Annotated in this window: 19 protein-coding genes and 1 tRNA gene; 15 read left to right on the plus strand and 5 right to left on the minus strand. The window is 69.2% G+C overall.

Annotated features, from left to right (window positions below; all coding sequences use genetic code 11):
• Positions 1–14: 14 nt before the first annotated feature.
• The 9 genes from aroB to NXI30_21885 all read left to right on the plus strand — a co-directional run bounded on the left by aroB (position 15) and on the right by NXI30_21885 (position 11,721).
• Entirely contained in the window at positions 15–1,181 is a 1,167-nt protein-coding gene (gene aroB / locus NXI30_21845) for a 3-dehydroquinate synthase (protein MCR9096873.1), read from the plus strand.
• A 49-nt stretch (positions 1,182–1,230) separates the two neighbouring features.
• A complete protein-coding gene (locus NXI30_21850) occupies positions 1,231–2,106 on the plus strand; it encodes a hypothetical protein (GenBank protein MCR9096874.1) in 876 nt (291 codons plus the stop codon).
• A 28-nt stretch (positions 2,107–2,134) separates the two neighbouring features.
• The gene (locus NXI30_21855) at positions 2,135–2,512 is read left to right on the plus strand and encodes a hypothetical protein (protein ID MCR9096875.1); all 378 of its coding nucleotides are present in this window, start codon (positions 2,135–2,137) and stop codon (positions 2,510–2,512) included.
• Positions 2,513–2,588: 76 nt separating this feature from the next.
• Positions 2,589–3,038, plus strand: coding sequence for a type II 3-dehydroquinate dehydratase (aroQ, locus tag NXI30_21860; GenBank protein ID MCR9096876.1), 450 nt, complete (start codon positions 2,589–2,591; stop codon positions 3,036–3,038).
• 380 nt (positions 3,039–3,418) lie between these two features.
• Positions 3,419–6,661, plus strand: a complete 3,243-nt coding sequence (locus tag NXI30_21865) for a tetratricopeptide repeat protein (GenBank protein MCR9096877.1) — start codon at positions 3,419–3,421, stop codon at positions 6,659–6,661.
• A gap of 72 nt (positions 6,662–6,733) precedes the next feature.
• Positions 6,734–8,035 (plus strand): AAA family ATPase, encoded by a 1,302-nt coding sequence (locus tag NXI30_21870; protein ID MCR9096878.1) that lies wholly within the window; start codon positions 6,734–6,736, stop codon positions 8,033–8,035.
• A gap of 57 nt (positions 8,036–8,092) precedes the next feature.
• Positions 8,093–8,168: transfer RNA gene (locus tag NXI30_21875), tRNA-Gly, on the plus strand.
• 165 nt (positions 8,169–8,333) lie between these two features.
• Positions 8,334–9,368, plus strand: coding sequence for a pentapeptide repeat-containing protein (locus NXI30_21880; protein MCR9096879.1), 1,035 nt, complete (start codon positions 8,334–8,336; stop codon positions 9,366–9,368).
• Between the two features lie 490 nt (positions 9,369–9,858).
• Positions 9,859–11,721 carry a PhoX family phosphatase gene (locus NXI30_21885; GenBank protein ID MCR9096880.1) on the plus strand — a complete coding sequence of 621 codons (1,863 nt, stop codon included), beginning with the start codon at positions 9,859–9,861 and terminating at the stop codon, positions 11,719–11,721.
• 443 nt (positions 11,722–12,164) lie between these two features.
• On the opposite strand, the gene NXI30_21890 is transcribed toward NXI30_21885, so the two are convergent.
• The 3 genes from NXI30_21890 to NXI30_21900 all read right to left on the minus strand — a co-directional run bounded on the left by NXI30_21890 (position 12,165) and on the right by NXI30_21900 (position 14,275).
• Positions 12,165–12,860, minus strand: a complete 696-nt coding sequence (locus NXI30_21890; GenBank protein MCR9096881.1) for a DUF3313 domain-containing protein — start codon at positions 12,858–12,860, stop codon at positions 12,165–12,167.
• Between the two features lie 211 nt (positions 12,861–13,071).
• Positions 13,072–13,965 carry a universal stress protein gene (locus tag NXI30_21895; protein ID MCR9096882.1) on the minus strand — a complete coding sequence of 298 codons (894 nt, stop codon included), beginning with the start codon at positions 13,963–13,965 and terminating at the stop codon, positions 13,072–13,074.
• A 52-nt stretch (positions 13,966–14,017) separates the two neighbouring features.
• The gene (locus tag NXI30_21900; GenBank protein ID MCR9096883.1) at positions 14,018–14,275 is read right to left on the minus strand and encodes a hypothetical protein; all 258 of its coding nucleotides are present in this window, start codon (positions 14,273–14,275) and stop codon (positions 14,018–14,020) included.
• Here NXI30_21900 and NXI30_21905 point away from each other — a divergent pair.
• Positions 14,256–14,585 carry a hypothetical protein gene (locus NXI30_21905; protein ID MCR9096884.1) on the plus strand — a complete coding sequence of 110 codons (330 nt, stop codon included), beginning with the start codon at positions 14,256–14,258 and terminating at the stop codon, positions 14,583–14,585. The two genes, NXI30_21900 and NXI30_21905, sit on opposite strands and share 20 nt — an antisense overlap.
• Before the next feature lie 157 nt (positions 14,586–14,742).
• Here the strand turns inward: NXI30_21905 and NXI30_21910 are convergent, their stop codons facing one another.
• Entirely contained in the window at positions 14,743–15,321 is a 579-nt protein-coding gene (locus NXI30_21910; protein MCR9096885.1) for a hypothetical protein, read from the minus strand.
• A 355-nt stretch (positions 15,322–15,676) separates the two neighbouring features.
• On the opposite strand from NXI30_21910, the gene NXI30_21915 reads away from it, so the two are divergent.
• From NXI30_21915 to NXI30_21925, 3 genes are all read left to right on the plus strand, one after another.
• Positions 15,677–16,801, plus strand: a complete 1,125-nt coding sequence (locus NXI30_21915; protein MCR9096886.1) for a phosphatidylserine/phosphatidylglycerophosphate/cardiolipin synthase family protein — start codon at positions 15,677–15,679, stop codon at positions 16,799–16,801.
• Between the two features lie 63 nt (positions 16,802–16,864).
• Positions 16,865–17,590: a GNAT family N-acetyltransferase gene (locus NXI30_21920; protein ID MCR9096887.1), complete on the plus strand. Its 726-nt coding sequence runs from the start codon at positions 16,865–16,867 to the stop codon at positions 17,588–17,590.
• Complete coding sequence (locus NXI30_21925; protein ID MCR9096888.1) at positions 17,587–18,444, plus strand: SDR family NAD(P)-dependent oxidoreductase; 858 nt, start codon at positions 17,587–17,589, stop codon at positions 18,442–18,444. Before NXI30_21920 ends, NXI30_21925 begins: the two co-directional genes overlap by 4 nt.
• On the opposite strand, the gene NXI30_21930 is transcribed toward NXI30_21925, so the two are convergent.
• Complete coding sequence (locus tag NXI30_21930; GenBank protein MCR9096889.1) at positions 18,441–19,667, minus strand: CoA transferase; 1,227 nt, start codon at positions 19,665–19,667, stop codon at positions 18,441–18,443. The genes NXI30_21925 and NXI30_21930 overlap by 4 nt on opposite strands.
• Before the next feature lie 96 nt (positions 19,668–19,763).
• Here NXI30_21930 and NXI30_21935 point away from each other — a divergent pair, with 96 nt between their 5' ends.
• Together NXI30_21935 and serB are read left to right on the plus strand one after the other, a co-directional pair.
• A complete protein-coding gene (locus NXI30_21935) occupies positions 19,764–20,993 on the plus strand; it encodes a cytochrome P450 (protein MCR9096890.1) in 1,230 nt (409 codons plus the stop codon).
• Between the two features lie 108 nt (positions 20,994–21,101).
• Positions 21,102–22,319: a phosphoserine phosphatase SerB gene (serB, locus tag NXI30_21940; GenBank protein ID MCR9096891.1), complete on the plus strand. Its 1,218-nt coding sequence runs from the start codon at positions 21,102–21,104 to the stop codon at positions 22,317–22,319.
• The last annotated feature ends 36 nt before the right edge of the window (positions 22,320–22,355 follow it).

Here is a 22,355-nt window from a genome sequence, read left to right on the forward strand (position 1 = left end):
AACGGGAAGAAGCCATGGCCGCCAGGAAGGCGACGAAGAAGGCAAAACGGACGACGACGACGAAGCGCACAGGGCAGGGGCGCCTCTCGGGGCGCGGACGTGTTCGCGCGAAGGTCCCGGTTCGGCTCGGCGAGCGCAGCTACGACGTCGAGCTCGGAGACGATTGGCTCCAGACGATCGGGGGGAGAGCAGCGGACCTACTGCAGGCCGAGCGGGTCGCGATCGTGACCGTTCCGACCGTGGCGCGACGTTATGCGCCTCTGTTGACGAAGGGGCTCTCCGCGCGCGGCACGAAGGTCGACCGGATCGTCGTCCCGGACGGGGACGCCACGAAGAACCTGAAGCAGCTCGGCGTGCTCTACGACCGGTTCCTCGAGCACGACATGGATCGCAGCTCCGGCGTCGTGACCCTCGGTGGGGGCGTCGCCGGCGACCTGGGGGGCTTCGCCGCGGCGAGCTTCCTGCGTGGGATTCCGTTCGTGCAGGTCCCGACGACGGTACTCGCGATGGTCGATGCTTCGATCGGGGGGAAGACCGGCGTGAACCTCGCGCAGGGCAAGAACCTCGTCGGGGCCTTCCATCAGCCGAAGGGCGTCTTCCTCGACATCGCGACACTCCGCTCCCTCCCTCGCCGCGAGCGCGCCGCCGGCGCCGCGGAACTCATCAAGCACGCCGCCATCTGGGACGCGCCCCTCTTCGACTGGCTGGAGCCGCGGATCGAGGCGTTCCTCGATCTGGACCCGAAGGTCGTCCTGCCGGCGCTCGAACGGTCGTGCGCGATCAAGGGCGAGGTCGTCGAGCGCGACGAGCGGGAAGGGGGACTGCGTAAGCTCCTCAACTTCGGGCACACGCTCGGCCACGCGATCGAGAAGCACGCGCGCTACCGCGGGATCCTTCACGGCGAGGCCGTCGCGATCGGCATGGTGTTCGCGGCCCGTCGCTCCGAAGAGTTGGGATTTTCCCCCGCCGGCACCCGGGAGCGCCTGGAATCCGTGCTGGAGCGTGCCGGTCTTCCCACCCGGGTCCCGAATCGCCCGCGATCTGCTTATCTATCTGCGATTGCCGTCGATAAGAAGAAGCGAGGCGGCAAGATCCACTTCGTCGTGCTGGAAGGCATTGGGAAATCCGGCACGGTGGCGCTCACGCCCCGGGAGATCCTCCCGGCGGGTTGGCGCGCCTGAGAAGTACGGGGCACGCTGCTCGAATCGAACCGGAGGGGGGCCGGACAGGGTGGAGCTCGAAGTATCCGCATGGACCCGTCGCGATCGCCTGGAGCGGATCGCGGCGGCCGAACGTGATCGTCGCGCGGGCCGGACGGATCTCGCGCTGGCAGCCCTCGGCGAAGGCACCGAGTGGCCGGCGCGGCTGGTGCTCGCGCTCGCGAGGCTTCCCGAGGAGGAAGGCGCGGACGCCCGCGAGATCCTCCAGGCGACCCTCGACGACTGGGCCGCCGAGACGGGCCTCGCTTCGCTCGACCCCGCCGCTGAGCCGGTCGAGGCAGAGTCGGCATCCGACGTCGTCGAGGTCGAATCGACCGAGGAGGCACCCGACGTCATCGAGGTCGAATCGAATGAGGAGGCTTCCGATGTCATCGAGGCCGACCCGGCAGAACCCGTCGCGGAGGAATCCGACCTCGTCGTCGAGGCCGTCGCGGAGGAGTCCGACCTCGTCGTCGACGCCGTCGAAGCGCTCGACGAAGACCTGTTGGCGCCGATCGAGCACGACGAGCTCGAGCGTGCTTTCGCGGAAGCCGAGGCGCAGACCGACGAGATGCACGACGTCAACGATGTCGCCGAGCGGGTCCTGCTGGACGAGCCGGTCGGACTGAGCGAGCTCGATGGCGACGTCTACGGGGTCGCCGACGAAGGGGCGCGCGCCGATGAAGACACGACCGGGTCGGGCATCCGGACCGATGCGGCCTGGGCGGAGGCGCCGATCTGGCCCGAGCCGATCGCACCCGACGCGCCGCTGGACCGGGCGGCAGTCGCGCCTCGAGAAGCCGAACCAGAAGCCGCCGACGCGCAGGGCGAGGGCCCGTCGCGCGCTCAGGTGATCACGACCCTCGAGCAATGGCTCGAGAATCTCCTGGCGGGACGAGCGCAGTGAGTCCCGCGCGCCGAGGGGAGGAGATGAAATGAGTTTCGACCGGATTCTTCAGACGATCGTGGACGACTGCGGCGGGGGCTTCGGGGCCGCGCTGATGGGTCTCGACGGCATTGCCATCACGCAGGTCGAGGCGAGCGATCCGCCCGCCGGCGACCCGCTCGACGGCGACGTCACGACCGCCGGGATCGAGTTCGGGCGGATCCTGGCGGACGTCACCAAGGCTTCCGATTCGCTGGCGACCGGGAACATGCGGGAGGCCGTGATCTCCCTCGACCGCGTGAATCTCGTCTTCCACACGATCGACGACGACCTCGTCCTCGTGCTCGCGCTGTCGCCCGATGGTAATCTCGGCAAGGCGCGCTACCTCGTCCGCCGATACGCGCTCGACGTGCGCGCCGAGCTCTGAGCCCTGATCTCCGAGCCGTACGCACACGGCGGTGACGAGGGCCTGCTCGGGGCCATGACCGGGAGAGGGAACGAAGATGACGCAGGCTGCGACGAAGATCCTCGTTCTCCACGGGCCGAACCTGAACCTGCTCGGCCGACGTGAGCCGGACGTCTACGGAACCCAGACCCTGGCGGACATCGACGCTTCCCTCGAAGCCGCCGCCAAGGAGCTCGACGTCGAGGTCGAGACCTTCCAGTCGAACCACGAGGGCGTGCTGATCGACCGGATCCAGGAGGCGATGGGGGAGGCAGCCGGGATCGTGATCAACCCCGGCGGCTTCACCCACACGAGCGTTGCGCTGCGCGACGCGCTGGTTGCCGCCGAGTTGCCGGTCGTCGAGGTGCACCTGTCCAACGTGCATGCGCGCGAGGCCTTCCGCCGCGAGTCGTTCGTCTCGCCGATCGCGGAGGGCGTCATCTGCGGCCTGGGCGCCGACGGCTACCGCTTCGCCCTGGAAGCGCTGGCGCTCCGCCTGAGCGACTAGTCCTCCCGCTCCGGGCGCTCGCGGGGGGCTTCCCGCTGCGGGCGCTTGAGGGGGGACCTCCCGCTGCGGGCACTCGCCGCCGGGCCGCCTCCCGCTGCGGGCGCTCGTGGAGAAGGCGTCGGGCTGCGGGACGTCCCGGGCACCGTCTCGGCGCGCGTTCGTGGGCGCGGCTCGAAGCGCTGTTGAGCGCCTTCGGAGTGGGCGCGCGCGGTACAGACCGTCGGTGCGGGTGCCCCACGGGTGGGGCGATTGGGCGTCGCGCTACCCCCACACGCGCGTCTCAAGGGGGCGTACGGGTGGCCGATACGGGTAGAAGAGGACCGCCGTCACGCTGACGGGCGGCGTTCTCATCCTCGATTCTCTGCCGTGCTGAGGGTTCATTGGCGCTCAACAAACGAAAAGTACTGGATGCTGCGCGCAAGCATGCGCAGAAGGGCGCCAAGGCGAAGGCTCTGAAGGAGTACAACAAGCTCCTGAAGGAAGACCCGCGCGACGCGAAGCTGTTGCTCGAGGTCGGCGACGCCTATCGCCGGTGGGGACAGAACGAAGAGGCGATCGCTCAGTACGGCAAGGTCGCCCAGCAGTACCGACAGGACGGCTTCGACGCGCGCGCGGTCGCCGTCTTCAAGCAGATCCTGAACCTCGACCCGAAGAACTACGGCGCCTACGTCTCGCTCTCCGAGCTCTATCAGCGGATGGGTCTCGACTCCGAGGCGGTCGCCGCGTTGCAGACCGCGGCGGACGGCTACCACAAGGAAGGCCGCAAGTCCGAAGCCCTCGACCTGCTCCGGCAGATGGCGGCGCTCGATCCGACGAACACGACGAGCCGCCTGAAGGTCGCCGAGCTCCTGCGTCAGGAGGGCATGGAGGCGGAGGCGATCGCCGAGTACGACGCCGTCGTCGCCGAGCTCGAGAACCAGGACGATCGTGAGCAGCTGGTCACCGTTCTCGAGCGCATGCTCGAGGTCAAGCCCGACAAGATCGACTCGCTGACCGCGCTCGTCCGTCAGCTCATGCTCACCGGCGAGCTCGACCGGGCGGAGCCCCTCGCGGTGCGCGCGCTCAACGTGGACGCCGCTTCGCCGCAGTACGAGCTCCTGATGGATCTCTACGCCCAGATGGGCGACGAGGCGAAGCTCGCCGATGCGACGCGCGGTCTGGCGAAGCTCTATCGCGAGCGCGGCGACGACGAGAAGGCGCGTGAGCTCATGCAGCGCCTCCCGGTCGAAGAGGTCGGGTCCAGCTCGCGGCTGGCCGTCGACGTGTCCGAGGTCGACGAACCGGATCTCGGCGAGGACGAACTCCTCGCGGAGGACGAGCCCTTCCTCTCCCTGGATGAAGAGGCGGGCGACGATCCGCCCTCGCTCGAGCTCGACGAGGAGCCGGTTCTCGATCTGGGAGCCGAAGAAGAGCCGCCGGTCGAAGCGGCGCCGGAGCCCGAGGAGGAAGCCCCGCTTCCGGAGGGAGATCCGGATCAGCTCCTCGCCGAAGCCAGCGTCTATCTCCGCTACGGCAAGCGCGACCAGGCGATCGCGAGTCTGCGCGGCATCCTCGCGCAGGATCCGAATCATCGCGCCGCGCTCGAGAAGCTCGGCGAGGCCTACGCCGACGACGGCCAGCATTCCGAGGCCGTCCAGGCCTGGATGAAAGCGGCGGAACGGATCCGTGTGGAAGGGGACGCCGACGCGCTCGCCGTCCTCAAGGATCGCATCGCGAGCCTCGACCCCGGGATGGCCGAACAGATCGGCGATATCGATCCCGCCGAGATCTCCGCACCGGAGGCGCCGGTCCTCGATCTCGAGCCGGAAGGCGACGAGCTCGAAGCGCCCCCGATCGACCTCGATCTCGACGTGGAAGTCGATCTCAACCTCGACACCGCGATCGGCGTCGTCGAACACGGCGAAACCCAGACCGGCTACGACTTCGGGTCCGAAGACGACGACTTCGAGATCGAGCTCGACGAAGACTCGGTCACGTTCGACAAGCCGCCGGTCGACGCCGAAGCCGCGTCCCCGAAGGCCGCTTCGCCGGTCGTCGAGGTGACCCAGCCCGACTTCGAAGGCGGTGACGAGATCGCCCTCGACGACGCGGGCGAGTCGGGAGACGACGATGCCTTCGAGTTCGAGGTCGACGCCGACGACCTCGGACTGGCCGAAGAAGAGGTGATCGCGGACGGGGACGACGAGGACGATGCGCCCTCCGTCGAGTTCGACCTCGATGCGGGCGAGCTCACGTCGCCGCCGACCGGGTCTGGCGCCGGTCAGAGCACGGCGACGTCCGCGAAGATCGCCGAGGAGCTCGAAGAGGCGGAGTTCTACATCGCGCAGGAGATGTTCGACGAGGCCCGGGGCCTCCTCGAGCGGATCCTCGAGCAGGCCCCGAATCACCCCGTGGCGACGCTGCGTCTCGGCGAGATCGCGTCCTCTGCAGGCGAAGCACCCGCCGACGCGACCGGCTCGGGCCTCGCGGGCAAGAAGGCCGCGGCGCCGGATCTCGAGATCACCGCGCGCTTCGATGACGACGACGAGTTTGAAGTCGAGGTCGACCTCGATGACGGCGAGACGGAACCCGACGCGGAAGCGACCGATTCGGGGCTCGATCTGGCGAGCGACGCGGCCGACGAGGCCGAGCCGGCCGTCGAGCTCGAGTTGGACACGGACGTCGAGGTCGATCTCGACGACGACGACGCGACGGCAGAGGCGGCAGAAACCGAGTCCTCTGTACCGGAGACCGACGACACGGCGACCGCCGAGGTCGACGTGGCCGTCGAGGACGCGGCAGGCACGTCCGGCCCGCTGGACGCGGCGGAGTCCTTCGATCTGCGCGAAGCGCTCGCGGACGTGCTGGGAGACGACGAGCCCGAAGCGCCCGATCCGAACGAGGCGAGCGGGGTGCTGTCGACCGTCGAGGACGGCTTCGAGTCGATCTTCTCGGACTTCAAGAAGGGCGTGACCGCGACCCTCGACGAAGGGGACTTCGATACCCGTTACGACCTCGGCATCGCGTACCGCGAGATGGGTCTCTTCGAGGACGCGATCGGCGAGTTCCGGTTCTGCCTCGACTCGCCCCAGCGTCGCTTCGACAGCCTCTACCTGATGGGCCTCTGCGCGCGCGACCTCGGTCGCTTCGACGACGCGGTGAGCCATCTCGAGCAGGCCCTGGCCCTCCCGGATCTTCCCGAGGAACGGATGGCCGGGGTCTACTTCGACCTCTCGATCGCGGAAGAGGGCTCGGGGGATCGCGACCGCGCGTGCACGAGCCTGCGCCGGGTCCTGGAGCTCGACGCGGACTTCCCGGGCGCAGCGGAGCGCCTCTCGGCGCTCGAAGCGGGCCAGACGACCTCGCCCCAGTTGGGCGAGCCCGGAGAGGCGTTCGAGTCCTTCGACGAGCTCTTCGAGGACGATGACGACGACACCGCCGGAGACGTCGGCGTCGCCGAGGCGGCCGGCAGCGAGGCCTTCGAGTCCTTCGACGACGTGGTCAGCGAAGCGGAGGCCGCCCTCGAAGAGGCCGAGTTCGTTCCGGAGGCCGACGTCGGCGACGAGGCCGAGGAATCGGCCAACAACGAAGACACCGAGACCGTCACGCGCAAGGGCGGGCGGAAGAAGATCTCCTTCGTCTAGCGATCCGCGCCGGACGACGCCCGCTCCATCGACGGATCCCGGTCAGCCCGGGTCCGGAACTCCGAGGAACCCGTGGAACATCTCCATCACTTCGGTCTGACCCAGGATCCCTTCAGCAACGAACCGGACCTGCGCTTCTTCTTCGAGAGCGGCAGCCACCGCGACGCCCAGCGCCGCGTCGAGCGCGGGCTTCGTCAGCACAAGGGCCTCACGCTGCTGACCGGCGACGGCGGCATGGGCAAGACCCTCCTCGCTCGCCGCATCCTCGACGCGCTCGAGGAAGAGGTCTTCGAGGCCGCGCTGCTCGTGATGCTTCCCGGTGCTGCGGACGCGAAGAGCATCCTCCAGCGCTTCGCGCGCCAGCTCGGCTGTGAAGAGCCCGCCGACGATCGCGCGGGACTCCTCGCTCAGATCTACGAGCAGCTCGCGATCGTCCGCGAGGACGGGCGCCACGCCGTGCTCATGATCGACGACGCCCAGATCATGACGCCGGACGTGTTCGCCGAGCTCGCGGGTCTGCTCAACCTCGAGTACGAGGATCGCCGTCTCGTCTCGATGCTCTTCGTCGGCTCCTCGGAGCTCGACCGGCTCGTCCAGAACGACTCGAGCATCATGCCCCGGGTCGACGTGCGCGTGCGACTCCAGCCCCTCGACATGGCGAACGCCGCCGCCTACCTGAAGCATCGTCTCGACGCGGTCGGCGGGGACGCGGCGGCCGTTCCGGCGCCGGCGATGGAGGCGCTCTTCAAGTTCGGTCGTGGACGCCCGCGCCTGCTCAACACCCTCGCCGACAATGCGCTCTTCGAGGCGTATCTCGGCGGTCGAAGCGCGATCGACGCGACGGACGTCGAGCGCGCGGCCGCCGATCTCGGGATCGGTCCCGACCCGGGGACGACCTACAGCCAGCTCTCGGCCGCTCCCGTGCCGCCGGCGCCCGCGCTCGCCGAAACGCCCGCGGCGGGAACGATCCCGGACGACGTGGCGGGGGCACCGGCTGCGGGCCCCGTGCTCGATCTCGACGACGGCGGCGTCGACGACTTCGTGCTCGCGCCGGAGATGGCGGCACCGGCCGTGACTCCGACCCTCGATCTCGACGAAGGGCTCGAGGATGCGCTGGAGGACGCGGCCACGCCGATCGCGGGCGCACCCCCCGCGACGCCGGTGGCCGAGATGCCGGTCTCCTCGTTGGAGTTCGATAGCGATCCGCCGTCGGTCACCCAGTATCCCGTCGACCCGCCGGTCCGCGACGCGGCCGCCGAGGCCGCGGGAACGTCGGTCGCCCACGCCGAGATCCTCGAGGCGGAGCTCACGCCGCTGGACGACGCCGACGGAGAGCCGATCGACGACGCGTTCGTGGAGCTGATCGAGGAGTAGGGGACTCCGTCCCGCGTGGCTGGACGCGCGTTCGGATCTGCTACCGTGGATCCGGATGCGCGAGTAGCTCAGTTGGTAGAGCATCAGCTTCCCAAGCTGAGGGTCGCCAGTTCGATCCTGGTCTCGCGCTCCAACCTCTTCCACGCCCTCGGCCTGTTGGTCGGGGGCGTTTCTCGTTGGATGCCTCCCGTCTTGCGCCGGCGAGGCCGCGCGCCGCGAGACCGATCGTCACCTCCCCGCGTCGAGTGCGCACTCACCTCCCGAGGCCAGGAACGGCCCCGCCTGGGAAGGATTCGTGATGCGCTCGCTCGCTGTCGCTCTCGCTCTGGTTTCGGCTCTCTCGCTCCCGAGCTCGGCCCTCGCTGCGTCCTATCTGCGTACGGACGGCTCGATCGTCGATCCGATCCTGTCGGTCGACGCCGGAGCGCACCCGTACGCGGGGATCGATCTCGCGCCGGGTGCCGACCTCCACGGAGTGGACCTTCAAGGGGCACAGCTCTACCTGGCGGCTCTCGGGGGAGCGAATCTCACGGGCTCGATCCTTCGCGGAGCAGATCTCGTCGACGCCGACCTGACCCACGCTGCGCTCGCGGGGGCCGACCTCCGCGACGCGGACCTCACGGTGGCGAGATTCGCGGGCGCGGATCTCACCGGCGCGACGCTCGGAGGCGACAACGGGTTCGGCGCACACCTGTCCGACGCCGACCTGACCGGCGTCGTGTGGACCGACTCCCTGCTGGACGAAGTCGTGCTGAACGGAACGATTCTGTCGTTCGGCGATCTTCGAGGGTGGCGCGCATGGGGCATCGGCGCGCAGGGGGCGGCCTTCGACAACGCGAATCTCGATGGCGCGCGGCTCGGTCTGATCGCGCCCGGGGCGGACTTCACCAACGCGACGCTGCGCGGGGTTGCGTTCGAACAGCTCATCGGGTTCCCGGCGCCGAGTCTTCGCGACGCGCTCCTCGTGGACAGCGACCTCGCGGGCGCCTCGTTCAGCGCCGAAGGGGGCTTCGGGCAGATCGATCTGGAGGGAGCGGATCTGTCGGGCGCGATCCTGCGCGACGTCGTCGGCCTCGGGAACACCTCGGGTGCGGCGTTCTACGACGTCGACACGGACTTCGCCAACGCCTGGGTCGATCTCGGCGGGACGATTCCGTTCGATCCGGTCGCTGCCGGCTGGACATTGGTTCCGGAGCCCGGCACCGCTGTTCTGATCGGCCTCGGGCTGGTCGGATTGGCGCGCTCGCGTCCGCGTCGAGCGCCGGAACCGGGACGACGATCGCGCGCTCGCGGTCCCGGGCGAGCGCCGGGGCGAGAGAGCCCACGATCCTGATCGCCGCCGGACCGGTTGGTGCCCGGACGTTCGTGGTGGACACCGGACCGCGCGCGAGTAGGGGGCGACGCTGTGCGGGGTCGCGCTCGAGGAGACTGCCCCCGCCGTGATCGGGTCGGGTGCGAGGTTCCGATCCTCGCCCGGGAGGGGGGGAGGGCCCGGTGTTCGGTGCGGGACGATGGGTGCTGGCGACGCGCCTGTCCCACCTCCGTTCGGGCTCGTCGATCTCTTCGCGATCCCGCTTCCGTGCTCCATTCGTCACGGATGTGAACGACGACCGCGGCGCTTTCCGTGCGGTCGACACGGAACACATCGTTTCGATTCACCGTGCCGTGACGCATCGATCGTGTGAGTGCGCCTGCTCGAACACCGAATCTCCCCCGACCTCATTCAACCTCCACGCCAGACGCGCCTCTTCGACATCGCCGCTCCGTACGCTCCGCGGCTCAACACCACCGGTCCGAAGGGACCCCCGGTCGAGGAGAACCCCATGGCTGTCGATGACGAGATCGTGAACCGGTCGGAGAACCGACCTTTCGAAGATGTGCTGAACGTCCACCTTTCCCGCCGCAAGATGATGAAGGGCACCCTCGCCACGGCGGCGACGGGCTTCCTCGCTTCGTCGAGCGTCGCGAAGGCGGTCGGGGACGACGAGCAGGACGGCCGCCAGGGGCGACGCACGCGCATCGGCTTCACGCCCGCCGAGAACGCGGGCGGTCCGGATCCGACGATCTCGGCGGACTACGAGTACTCGGTGCTGATTCCCTGGGGCCTCCCGCTCTTCCCGGGCGTTGCGGAGCTCGATCCGACGGACGTGACCTCGAACGGCGCGGCGAATCAGGAGCGACAGATCGGTTGTGGCCACGACGGCATGGCCTTCTTCGGTGATCCCGACAAGAAGCGCTCCGGCCGTCCTTCGAGCGATCGTGGCGTGCTCTGCATCAACCACGAGTACGGCATCAACGATCGCGTGCTTCGCAAGTCGCTGCCCGAGAGCCTCGACGAGGTGCGCAACTCGCAGGCCGTCCATGGCGTGTCCGTCGTCGAGCTCGCCAGGAAGAACGGACGATGGGACGCGGTCGTCCCGGGCGGTCGGAACCGGCGGATCACGCCCAATACGCCGGTCGAGTTCAGCGGTCCCGCGGCGGGGAGCCCGCTGCTCGAGACGGCCGCCGGGAACCCGGGCGCGGGCACGGTGAACAACTGCGCGAACGGCCGGACGCCCTGGGGCACCTACCTCACCTGCGAGGAGAACTTCAATGGCTACTTCGGGGCGAACGACGAGGCCTGGGCGGCCACGCCCGAGCAGGCGCGGTACGGCTTCAGCGCTTTCGGCTTCGCCTACGGATGGCATCTCTTCGACGAGCGCTGGGATCTCGGCAACGCCGACTACCGGAACGAGGAGAACCGCTTCGGGTACGTCGTCGAGATCGATCCGAACAGGCCGCTCGACAAGCCCGTCAAGCGGACCGCGCTCGGACGCTTCAAGCACGAGAGCGTGGAGATCGTGATCGGTCGGGGGCGCCGGATCGTCGCCTACATGGGCGACGACCAGCGCTTCGACTACGTCTACAAGTTCGTGTCCGCGGACAACTACCGTCGGATGCTGCGCAAGGGCAAGAGCCCCCTCGACGAGGGCACGCTCTACGTCGCGCGCTTCAACGACGACGGGACCGGCGACTGGCTGCCGCTCACCCCGGACAACCCGGCGCTCGCCGGTTGGACCGAGGACGAGATCGCGGTCTACACCCGGCTCGCCGCGGACGCCGTCGGTGCGACGCCGATGGATCGGCCGGAGTGGATCACCCGCGGTCGGCGCCAGGAGATGTTCTGCGCGCTGACCAACAATACCCAGCGAACCGAGCCGAACGCGGCGAATCCCCTCGCGCCGAATCCGGACGGCCACATCCTCCGTTGGCGGGACGAGGATCGCTTCACGGGCACGAAGTTCGAATGGGACATCTTCGTCCTCGCGCAGGACACCCGGGTCGAGAACGGAGGCGACGAGTCGTTCACGTTCTCGGATCCCGATGGCCTCTGGGCGGATCCCTTCGGACGTCTCTTCATCCAGACGGATGGCGGGCAGCCCTTCGGCAACAACCAGATGGTCGTCGCCGACATCCGCCGTCACGAGTTCAAGCGGATCTTCTCGGGCGTCGCTGGAGACGAGATCACCGGGATCACGACGACGCCGGACTACGAGACGATGTTCATCAACACCCAGCACCCCGGCGGCAACGGCGGCGACCCGACGGTCAGCAACTTCCCCGTGCCCGGCGCGGGCGGTCCCGAGGTCCCCCGCGCGGCGACCTTCGTGATCACACGCAAGAAGGGAGGCGTGATCGGCTCCTGAGTCGAGCGCGCGCACCAGAGATCACCCGACGCGTCGGCCGGGGGACCGGTCGTCGCGTCGGCGTCGGCGCCTCGAGACGTTGGGCGGGCGCCGTCGGAACGCGTAGACTCGAGGTATGAGGTTGTCCCCCCACCTCGTGCTTCTCTTGATCGCGCTCGCCCTCGTCGGCAGCAAGTGCGATGTCCGCGCGTCCTACGGCGACCCGCCCCCGTCTCCGCCCGAGGGGGATGAGGACGCAGGATCCAACCGAGACGACGAGGGCTTCCGGCTGGCGATTCGCGTCGGTGACTCGCACGCCCCCGCGAACGCGGTCCAGGTCGCGCGGGCCGCGGCGCCCGCCGCGCCGAGTCCGGCCGCGCCGCTGGGGCCCGTGGCGGTTCCGCTCGCGGGGCCTGGCGCGTATCTGGCCGGCGTGCTCTGTGCGCTCCTGGGGGCGTGCCGGCTCAGTCGCCGACCGATTCCTGGGGGATCGGCATCGAGTGGGCCTTCTCGAGCGCATTCGCCAGCTTGCGCGCCCAGTGACGGAACGTGCGTCGCGCCGCGGCCGCGTTCGAGATCGGATCGTTTCGCCAGCCCGTGACGTCGTCGTGCTCGAGGCCTCGCCGGTCGACGATCCGTGCCAGGATCTCCCGAGACTGCGAGTCGAAGACCTCGATGACGAGCGTTGCTGCGCCGACGGACGCGCTGTAGGTGGCTCCGCGGGTCGGCTGCTCCGGAGCGGTCGTCAAGACGAAGTCGATGATCGCGCCTCGGAGCACGAGTGCTTCGGGGCCGGGCCGGTCGGCGAGGGTCCAATCTCCTCGCGCGATCAGCTCCTCCCGGATCGAGCTCGCGAGCTCCTCGCGCACGAAATCCATCTGCCGCTCGTTCAACGCGTACTCGCCGCGCGCCCGCTTGGGGGGGCGCTTGTAGTGGAACCCGGCGCCGATCAGGATCAGCTCGGAGTAGCTCGAGAGATCCATGTCCGGCTTCACCCAGACGCGCTGGCCCGCTCGAGCACCGCGCACGCGGTGCAGTCCGTCGAACGTGACGTCGGCGTTCTCGCCCATCTCGACCACGGGTCCCGGCAATGCACAGCCGAGGGCGACGAGGAGAGGCAGGACGAAGGCCGTTCGCAAGAGATCGCTTCGGGTGCGCATCGCGTCAGTATCGAGGCGGAGCCGGGCGCTGTCGAGACTCGCGGCCCGGGTCGCCCGTCCGGCCGCACCGGCCGCAACGTTCGCCCGAATCCGTCTCGTCCTCAGCCGGCCGAGGCGTCCGTCAGGACGACGACGAGCAGGCGCGAAGCCCGGAGCGAGCGTGCAGGACCTCTTCCCGTGGCGGAGCCCGTTCCCGCGAGCCGAGGAGGCGCTACGCCCGCGCTCGAACCGTGAGCGTCGGGCAGGGCGCCTTCTGGACGATTCGTTGGGCCGTTCTCCCGAGCAGGGCGTTCAAGACGGCGGAACGACCGTGCGTGCTGAGGACGATCGCCTGCGCGGACACCTTCTCGGCGAAGGCGGGAATCGCGTCGGCCGCCTCGCCGTCGATCACGTGGCACTCGACGGAAAAGCCCTCGTCCTCGAGAGCCTTCGCGTTCGGCGCCATGCGCTCGAGGATGTCCTCCTTCACGGGGTCCGGCTGTCCGGTGAGCTCGAGCACCGAGTGCTTGAGGGGCTCCAGGTAAGGGGGCGTGCGGTCCGCGTACACGAGGTGCAGCTGCGGCTTCGCCCCGTCCGCGAAGAGGCTCGCGAAGGCCTGCGGCGCGATCCGAGCCTCCGGCGAAAGGTCGGTCGGGACGACCAGGTCGTCGAGGGGCAGGTCGAGCAGCGCGTCGTCGGGATGCACGGTCAGTACGGGCATCGGCGCGCGGCGCACGACCGACTCGGCGACACTGCCGAGCAGGACGTGCTTCACGCCGGTCAGGCCGCGGGTGCCGATCACCAGCAGGTCGGCGCCGACCTCTTCGGCGATCTCGACGATCGTCGCGCCGGGCTCGCCGAGACGGACGATGACGTCGACTTCGAGACGGGCCGACCGCGTCTCCTCGGCGATCTCGTTCGTACGTTGCTCGGCCACGTCCCGGATCGCGAGGTCGCTCGAGGGGGCGCTGATCGCCGGGTAGGGACCGAGGGGAACCGCTTCGACGGCGTGGACGAGCACGAGACGGGCCGCGTTCGACGTCGCGAGCGCAGTGGCCTGGCGCAGGGCGAGGGCGGCGGTGTCCGAGAAGTCGTGGGCAACGAGAACGGTCGCGATCGACGACATGCGGGTGGGGCCTCCAGACGTGGGGAGCGTGCCCGTTCCCGGGCGGGGTGCATCAGCCGGCGAAGCATCCGAGCCGAAAGAGTGCGAAGCCGAAATGGAAGACGAGGAGCAGGATCCCGTCCCCGACACCGAAGGCCGGCGCGGGGGGCGAGCCGGAACGCGAAGCAGCCCGCGAACGCGGTGACCATCGGCCGGTCGAAGAGTAGGGCACCGTCACCGATTTCGAGGGGGAGATCGCTCCGCCCGCGCCGATCGAGACCGCGAGCTCCGTCCCGATCCAGAGACCGGAGATGCCCGCGAGGGTCGTCATCGCCTGGGTGGTCGACAAGGATCGCGTCGCCGCACTCCTCGCCGACGCCCTGGGCTGCGATGGACTGCTCCTCCTGACCGACGTGAAGGGCGTCTACGACGAGTGGCCGGCCACGGCGGAGGGATCGATCGAGGTAGCGACGTCGACTGCGCTCCCGGCCCGCTCGTTCGCGCCCGGCTCGATGGGACCGAAGGTCGAGTCGGCCTGCCGATTCGCGTCGAAGGCGGGCCGGTTCGCCGCGATCGGCGCCCTCGAAGACGCGGCGGCGATCCTGCGAGGAGAGGCCGGGACGAGGATCCTGCCGGGCTAGCCGGCGACGACGACGTCGGCGTTCTGTGCCCATTCGGGGGGCACTCGGCGCGCAGCGAGAAGCGGACGCGCGCACGCGAAACACGAAGGCCCCGGTCACAGGGAGCCGGGGCCGTTCGGGTCGGGATCGGCGAAGGTCCGATCGATCGTGAGGTCCGTCAGCTCCGCTTGCGGGAGGCCGCGTGAAGGACGGCGACGCCCGCACCGAAGAGCATCGCCGCTCCGGGCTCGGGGACCGGCGCGGTCTCGGAGATGACCCAGCCTCGCCGGTGCCGGGTGCTGGTGTAGCGCGCCCCGACATGCCACTCGGATTCGTCGAGGATGGCGGTGCTGTCGAACTGCATCGACCACGTATAGGTCGAGCCGAGCGAGAGGTTCGGGTCGACGTCGAAGCAGACGAAGGTGCCGTTGTTTCCGTTGCAGCCTCGGCCGCCGAGGGGGCCGGCGGCCAGGATTCCGGAGGGTCCTGAGAGGACCGAGACGTTCGTGTAGTCGTTGGCGACCTTGAACTCGATCTCGTTGAGGAACTCGGCGGCGACGCGATAGTCGACCGAGGTGTCGACGGAGTAGGTCGCGAGATACGTGTCTCCGCCGAGCGACGCGACGTCCAGGCTGTAGACGCCGCCGAGACAGTCGGCGGTCGCGCAGTCGATGGTCAGCGCGCTCGCGCTGCTGGCGCCGAGCGCGACACTCGCCGCGACGACGAGGGTCGAGAGGAGGATGGAACGGATCTGCATGGGGGCCTCACTACGCGCGCACAGCGCTCTCAGGTGACGATACACGAACGGGGTCGGCGCGTGGACGCCTTTCGACGACCAGGACGGAAGTTGCGTCGGCGTTGCGCAACGATTGCGGGTCACTCCCGGGGACTGCCCGAACCGGCACAGTGGACGCGACGGGCGGGCGCGTGCGACTGGGCCGGACAAGGGCGGATCAGCGATTTCGAGAGGGCACCCTGGTCGAGGCGCGCGTGCGCAGGTCGAGACTTCCTGTCCCATATCGAGGAGCAGATCGGCCGCGAGAGACGCGACACGCGGCATGCCGTGTGCTCGAGGAAAGAGGCGCGCGCTAGATTCCGTGCGGGGAGGCGGCGTGACTCCGACGGAAATCCTGCGCTTCCGGGCGGGGCATCGCATCGCCCTCTTCGAGGACGGCGCCGAGGCGTTCGTGGCCATGGAGGACGCGATCGCCGAGGCGAAGGAGCACGTCCATCTCGAGACGTACATCCTCCGTACGGATCGGCTCGGCCGGCGCCTGCTCGACCTGCTCGCGAGGCGCGTTCGAGAAGGCGTGTCGGTTAGGGTGATCTACGACGCGGTCGGCTCGCGCGGGATCGATCGGCGTCTGCTCGCGAGCTATGCGGCGGACGGAATCGAGTTCGAGGAGTGGAATCCGCCCGCGCGGTGGCGCTGGCGATTCCGCCCCCGGAGGCGCGACCACCGCAAGCTCCTGCTCGTGGATGGGCGGATCGGGTTCCTGGGCGGCTTGAACGTCGGTGACGAATACGTCGGCCAGGGCCGCGATCGCCTGCGTTGGCGAGACGCCCACGTCCGGATCGAAGGCCCCGGGCTGAACGAGCTCGAGGCCATCTTCGTCGAGAGCTGGTTCCGGGCGGGTGGGGCGAGCTTCGATTGGCAGCCCGGCGTGGCACGGGCCGCCGAGACGGGTGGGGCGCATTCGCTCGCGATCCTCGCGGACGGGCCGATGTATCCGCGTCGTCGAATGCGGGACTTCTTTCTCGACGAGCTCGAACGCGCCGAGTCCCGCGTCCTGCTCGTGAGCCCGTACTTCGCGCCGGGACCGCGGGTGCTCGACGCGATCGAGGCGGCCAGCGATCGCGGGGTGGCGATCGAGCTCGTGCTGGCGGGGAGGACGGACCATCCGCTCATGCGGCGCGCGGCCCGCGTCCTGAGTCGGCGGCTGATCCGGCGTGGCGTGCGGGTCTTCGAGGAGCCGCAGGCGATGATGCACGCCAAGCTCGCGGCCTTCGACGATCGCGTGGCGGTCGTCGGCACCTCGAACCTCGACCGCCAGAGTCTCGTCCACAGCTGCGAGGTCAACGCGGTCTTCGCGGGCGACGCCGTCCCGAGATGGATCCGCGAACACTTCGGTCCCGAGCGGTCGGACATGATCGAGCTCGACGCGCCGGCGCTCGAGCGGGGCGGCGTTCTGCGGTGGATCGCCGATCGTTGGGCGACGTTCTGGGCGGACTTCTGATCGGACGTCGGAGGCCCACCGCAGCGATCGGGTCCGCACCGGCAGCCGCTATCGTTCCGAGCCATGCGGGAGGACGTTCTCGACAACTTCGTCTGGCAGGCGATCCGCGCGGATCAGTCGACGCTCGCCGAGATCGGTCCCGCCGGAAAGGCTGGGCGCTTTCGCCGCGAGGTCTCGCCTTTCTGTGGGCTCGCAGACGAGTCCGTGGAGACCTGGGCCGATCTCGCGCAGGTACTCGGGCGTGACGACGTGGCGATCCTGATGGGCCCACGCCTCGCGAAGCATCCCGACGGCTGGGCGTGCCTGCTGGAAGAGGTCGCCACGCAGTGGGTGTCTGACGAGCTGATTCCGTCGACGTCGGACTGCGAATTCTTGCGGCTCGGCCCCTCGGACGTTCCCGAGATGCTCGACCTCACGGCCCGGACCGAGCCCGGGCCCTTCCTCCAGGAGACGATTCGCATCGGTCGCTACTGGGGGCACCGACGCGACGGGAAGCTGGTCGCCATGGCCGGGGAGCGCATGCGCGCCGGGGGATTCGTCGAAGTCTCCGCGGTCTGCGTGGATCCGTCGGCGCAGCGCAGAGGGCTCGGTGCCGCTGCGACGCTCTTCGTGGCCGAGCAGATTCGCGCGTCCGGGGGCGTGCCCATGCTGCACGTTCGGGAGGGCAACGATGCGGCGGTCTCGCTCTACGCGCGTCTCGGCTTCCGCCTTCGTACCGAGTGCCTCGTCTACGTGCTGGCGCCGCCGGGATGGGAGGCGCCCGAGTCGATGGCCGCGGCAGACGCATGAGCACGGATTCGAACGCAGGACGTCGCGTTCTCGTGACGGGAGGCAGCTCGGGGATCGGACGCGCGCTCTGTCGGCAGCTCGCCGTCGACGAAGGCTGCGACGTCCTGCTCGGCGCGCGGGATCGAGCTCGCGGCGAGGAGGTGGTCGCCTCGATCCGATCGGAGCTGCGGGGGGCCGATGCCGCACGTGTGGAGCTCGTCGTCGTGGACGTCACCAGCGACCAGAGCGTCGCCCGCGCGGTCTCGACGATCTCCGAGCCGGTCTATGCGCTGGTGAACAACGCGGGAACGGGGCTGGCCCACGGCGTCTCGCCCTCGGTCGTCGTGGAGACGAATCTCTACGGCCCGAAGCGGATGGTGGAGGCGATGCTGGGTGCGGGCCTGATCTCCGACCGGATCGTCAACGTCGGATCGGGGTCGGGGCCGGGCTACGTGCGCCGCTGCCCGAGCGAGGTCCAGCCCGCGCTCTGCACCCTTCCGGCGGACTGGGCCGCGATCGAGGCGCTGCTCGAGCCCTCGCCGGACGGGCGTTCGGGCTTCGGCTCGGAGGCGGATGCGAACGGAGGCTATGGGATCTCGAAGGCGCTGCTCTCCCTCTACTCGCTTCTGCTGGCTCGGGCGCATCCGGACCTGGTCGTGAGCTGCTGCAGTCCCGGCTGGATCCGCACGCGGATCGTCGGTCACGAGGGCCCCTCGAAGGGCCCCGAAGAGGGAACCGCCGCGATCAAGCAATGCCTCTTCGGCTCACTCGAAGCGAGCGGCTGGTACTACGGGAGCGACGGCCTCCGCAGCCCCTACCACTACATGCGGAACCCGGGCGAGCCCGAGTGGGACGGCAACGGACCGGGCGCCTAGCTCGCGGCGGCTGCCATCGCGGCGCGCAGCTGCGCCGCCTGCTCGGCGTCTCGCTTCTCGATCCCGGCGATCAGCGCCTCGTCGACACCGAGCTCCTCGAGGATCTCCCGCGTGTGGGCGCCGATGAAGGCGGCGTGGCGTTCCGGGAACGCGTCGATCGGCGTCTGCCCCTCGAACTGCGCAGGCGGGCGCGGCAGGCGCATCCGCCCGATCTGCGGATGCTCGACCTCGACGAGGCTTCGCTGCTGGATCACCTGTTCGTCGTCGTGCACGGTGTCGAGGGTGTTCACGCGGGCGACCGGGACGCCGAACGAATCGAGCATGTCGCAGACTTCTTGGCAGGTCACGTCGGCGAACATCTCTTCCATGGCGGCGATGAACGCTTCGCGGTGCTCGATCCGGCTGGCGAGGTCGGCGAAGCGGGGGTCGAGGTGGGCCTCGGACCCGCGCCAGACCGAGACCAGCTGGAACGAGTCGTCCTGGATCAGGATGATCGAGACGTAGCCATCCTTGGTCTGCAGGACGTGGAAGTAGTCGGCGAGCTCGCCCACGTAGCTCGCGCCTTCGCCCTGCAGCGTGCGTGACCACATCACGTCCGGCCAGACATAGTAGAGGGCCGAGTCCATCATCGAGATCGGTACGTGCTGGCCCTTGCCGGTCGTGGTGCGCTCGAAGAGGGCGGCGGTGATCGCCTGGGCGGCGGTCAGGCTGGTGATCTTGTCGAACATGATCGTTCGAACGTTCTCCGGCCGTCCGCTCAGATCGCCCTGGGTCGCGGCCATGCCGACCGTCGCCTGGATCAAGGGGTCGTAGACGCGCCGGTTCACGTAGGGGCCCTCCTGGCCGTAGCCCGTGACGGAGACGTAGACCAGACCGGGGTTGATCGCGGCGAGCGCCTCGTAGCCGAGGCCCTGTCGATCGAGGACGCCGGGTCGATAGTTCTCGAGCAGCACGTCGGCGGTCCGGATCAGGTCGAGCAGCACTGCCTTCTGGGTCTCGTCCTTGAGGTCGAGGGCGACGGCGCGCTTGTTCCGATTCAGGACGGCATACATCCCGCCCATCCCGCCGCGGGCGCTCCCCAGGTAGCGGCACGTGTCACCGAACATCGGGGGCTCGACCTTGATCACGTCCGCGCCCTGGTCCGCGAGGACCATCGCGGCCATCGGGCCGGACACCGTCGACGTCATCTCGACGACGCGGACGCCGTGCAGGGGACCGGGCATGCGTTTCCCTCCGTTCTGCGGGCCGCCGGGGCGGTGGCCCGATTGTACGCGACGCAGTCGGCCGCATCTGACTATATTGGTGGCCCGGGAGGAGCCATGGGCGATCCGAACGACAGCACGGCCGAGGAGATCTTCGCCGAGATCCTCGATCCCGACCGACGGGGTGCGCTCTACCCCCACTACCACCGACTTCGCGAGCGGGCGCCGGTCCTCGAGGACGAGACGCTGCTCGGACGCCGCGCGTGGATCCTCACCCGATTCGAGGATGCGGATCGGGTGCTCCGGGACCCGGTGCTCCACAGCGACACGAGCGCGATCGAGCTCTTCGATACCGGACCCTCGGGACGGACCTTCTTCGAGGTCATGCGCAAGCTGCTCCTCTATCTGGATCCACCGGAGCATGACCGGATCCGCGGTCTCGTTTCGAAGGCGTTCACGCCCCGCGCCGTCGACGCGCGGAAGCCCCGGATCCAGACGGAGGTCGATCGCCTGCTCGATCGGGTGGAGGACGCGGGCAAGGCGGAGCTCGTGGCCGATTTCGGGTATCCGCTCCCGATCGCCGTGATCTGCGAGATGATGGGCATCCCCGAATCCGATCGCGCGACGTTCCTGACCTGGGCGCACGATTTCGCGCGGCGCGGCGATGTCTCCGGATTGACCGAGAACGTGGTCGCGAGGGGCGAGGTCGCGAGCGCCGGCTTCCGGGACTATTTCCTCGATCTGGCGCGCTCGCGCCGGAAGGCACTCGGGGACGATCTGATCTCGGCCCTCGTCGAGGTCGAGGACGAGACCGGGCGACTCAGCGACGCAGAAGTCGTGTCGACCTGCGTGATCCTCCTGCAGGCAGGACACGAGACGACTGCGGACCTGATCTCGATGGCCATCCGCGGCCTGATTCTCCATCCGGACCAGCTGGCGTTGTTGCGCGAAGCGCCGGCGCGGGTCGTGACGGCCGCCGACGAGTTCATTCGCTGGGACACGTCGGTCCAGATCAGCCAGCGGGTCGGTTCCCGGGACATCGAGGTCGGCGGGCGACGCATCCCCGCCGGCGACGTCTGCGTCGTGATGAACGGGGCCGCCAATCGCGACCCGGGGCGCTTTCCGGATCCCGACCGCCTCGACATCGCGCGCGCCACCCCGAGTCATCTCGGTTTCGGCATGGGGCGCCACTTCTGCCTCGGCGCTTCGCTCGCCCGCGCCGAGATCGCCGCGGCGGTGGGAACGTTCATCACCCGATTCCCGCGTTTCGACTTCGCCGAGGAGCCCGCGTTCCGGCCCTCGCTCTTCCTGCGCGGGCTGGCGCGGCTTCCCCTCAGCCTGGGTTGACGTTCGGTCGACGAGTGAGGCGTCGGCCTTGCGGTCGGAGCCGGATCGCGGATCCTTCCGCCGCCCGGCAACCCGCCGCGCCCCGAAGAAGAGGAAAATGCCGGTCCCATGGCCGAGGTCGTCCTGATCAATCTGACCGGACCGGATCGCCCGGGCATCACCCGCGATCTCTCGGCGATCCTCGCCGAGCACGACGTGCGCGTGCTCGACATCGGTCAGGCCGTCATCCACGACACGCTCACGCTCGGGATCCTGGTCGAGCTCCCCGAGGAGTCCGACGGCCACCCCGTCTTGAAGGACGTCCTCTTCAAGTCCCACGCGTGGGATCTCCGGGTACGCTTCACACCGGTCGATCTCGACGAGTACGAACGCTGGGTGAGCGCCCAGGGGCAACCGCGCCACATCATGACGCTGATCGGCAGCCGATTGACGGCGGCCCATCTCGAGGGGCTCGGGAAGGTCGCGACGGACCACGGCCTGAACATCGACAACATCACGCGGCTCTCGGGACGGGTCTCGCTCCGGGCCGAGCAGGAGACGCCGCGCTCCTGCGTCGAGCTGTCGCTACGCGGTGAGCCCGACGACGCCTCGGCGCTGCGAGGCGACCTTCTCGCCCTCGCGCAGGATCTCGACGTGGACATCGCCTTTCAGGTCGACGACGTCTATCGCCGGAATCGGCGGCTCGTCGCGTTCGACATGGACTCCACGCTGATCCAGACCGAGGTGATCGACGAACTCGCCGCGGCGGCGGGGGTCGGCGACGAAGTCGCGAAGATCACCGAGGCCGCCATGAACGGCGAGCTCGACTTCACCCAGAGCCTCGAGCGGCGGGTCGGACTTCTGAAGGGGCTCGACGAGGGCGTGCTCGAAGAGATCGCTCAGCGACTCCCGATCACGCCCGGGGCGGAGCGCCTGATCGCGACCCTGCGCTCCCTCGACTACCGGACGGCGATCCTGTCCGGTGGCTTCACGTATTTCGGTCACCACCTGCAGCAGCGTCTCGGGATCGACTACGTCTTCGCGAACGAGCTGGAGATCGACGGCGGGCGCCTGACCGGGCGCGTCGCCGGTACGGTCGTCGACGGCGCCCGCAAGGCGGCGCTGCTTCGCGAGCTCGCCGAACGCGAGAACCTGCGGCTCGAACAGACGATTGCGGTCGGAGATGGCGCCAACGATCTGCCCATGCTCGACGCCGCTGGCCTCGGGATCGCGTTCCATGCGAAGCCGAAGGTGCGTGACGCGGCGGAGCAGGTGATCTCGAATCTCGGGCTCGATGGGATTCTCTACCTGATCGGCATGAGCGACCGGGAAGTCCAGCAAGCCTGAGACAGCCCGATGCGCGAGGGCGCGGGATCGGCGACG

This window comes from bacterium, assembly GCA_024742285.1.
In the GTDB taxonomy this organism is placed as follows: Bacteria; Myxococcota_A; UBA9160; order UBA9160; family UBA4427; genus UBA4427.

What these genes read in the sequence shown, in the direction of transcription:
- NXI30_21885 (MCR9096880.1), top strand. Translation starts at nt 9,859, where the DNA reads ATGGCTGTCGATGACGAGATCGTGAACCGGTCGGAGAACCGACCTTTC.
- NXI30_21920 (MCR9096887.1), top strand. Translation starts at nt 16,865, where the DNA reads ATGCGGGAGGACGTTCTCGACAACTTCGTCTGGCAGGCGATCCGCGCG.
- NXI30_21925 (MCR9096888.1), top strand. Translation starts at nt 17,587, where the DNA reads ATGAGCACGGATTCGAACGCAGGACGTCGCGTTCTCGTGACGGGAGGC.
- aroQ (MCR9096876.1), top strand. Translation starts at nt 2,589, where the DNA reads ATGACGCAGGCTGCGACGAAGATCCTCGTTCTCCACGGGCCGAACCTG.
- NXI30_21910 (MCR9096885.1), bottom strand. Translation starts at nt 15,321, where the DNA reads ATGCAGATCCGTTCCATCCTCCTCTCGACCCTCGTCGTCGCGGCGAGT.
- NXI30_21890 (MCR9096881.1), bottom strand. Translation starts at nt 12,860, where the DNA reads ATGCGCACCCGAAGCGATCTCTTGCGAACGGCCTTCGTCCTGCCTCTC.
- NXI30_21900 (MCR9096883.1), bottom strand. Translation starts at nt 14,275, where the DNA reads ATGACGACCCTCGCGGGCATCTCCGGTCTCTGGATCGGGACGGAGCTC.
- serB (MCR9096891.1), top strand. Translation starts at nt 21,102, where the DNA reads ATGGCCGAGGTCGTCCTGATCAATCTGACCGGACCGGATCGCCCGGGC.
- aroB (MCR9096873.1), top strand. Translation starts at nt 15, where the DNA reads ATGGCCGCCAGGAAGGCGACGAAGAAGGCAAAACGGACGACGACGACG.
- NXI30_21895 (MCR9096882.1), bottom strand. Translation starts at nt 13,965, where the DNA reads ATGTCGTCGATCGCGACCGTTCTCGTTGCCCACGACTTCTCGGACACC.
- NXI30_21880 (MCR9096879.1), top strand. Translation starts at nt 8,334, where the DNA reads ATGCGCTCGCTCGCTGTCGCTCTCGCTCTGGTTTCGGCTCTCTCGCTC.
- NXI30_21905 (MCR9096884.1), top strand. Translation starts at nt 14,256, where the DNA reads ATGCCCGCGAGGGTCGTCATCGCCTGGGTGGTCGACAAGGATCGCGTC.
- NXI30_21935 (MCR9096890.1), top strand. Translation starts at nt 19,764, where the DNA reads ATGGGCGATCCGAACGACAGCACGGCCGAGGAGATCTTCGCCGAGATC.
- NXI30_21855 (MCR9096875.1), top strand. Translation starts at nt 2,135, where the DNA reads ATGAGTTTCGACCGGATTCTTCAGACGATCGTGGACGACTGCGGCGGG.
- NXI30_21930 (MCR9096889.1), bottom strand. Translation starts at nt 19,667, where the DNA reads ATGCCCGGTCCCCTGCACGGCGTCCGCGTCGTCGAGATGACGTCGACG.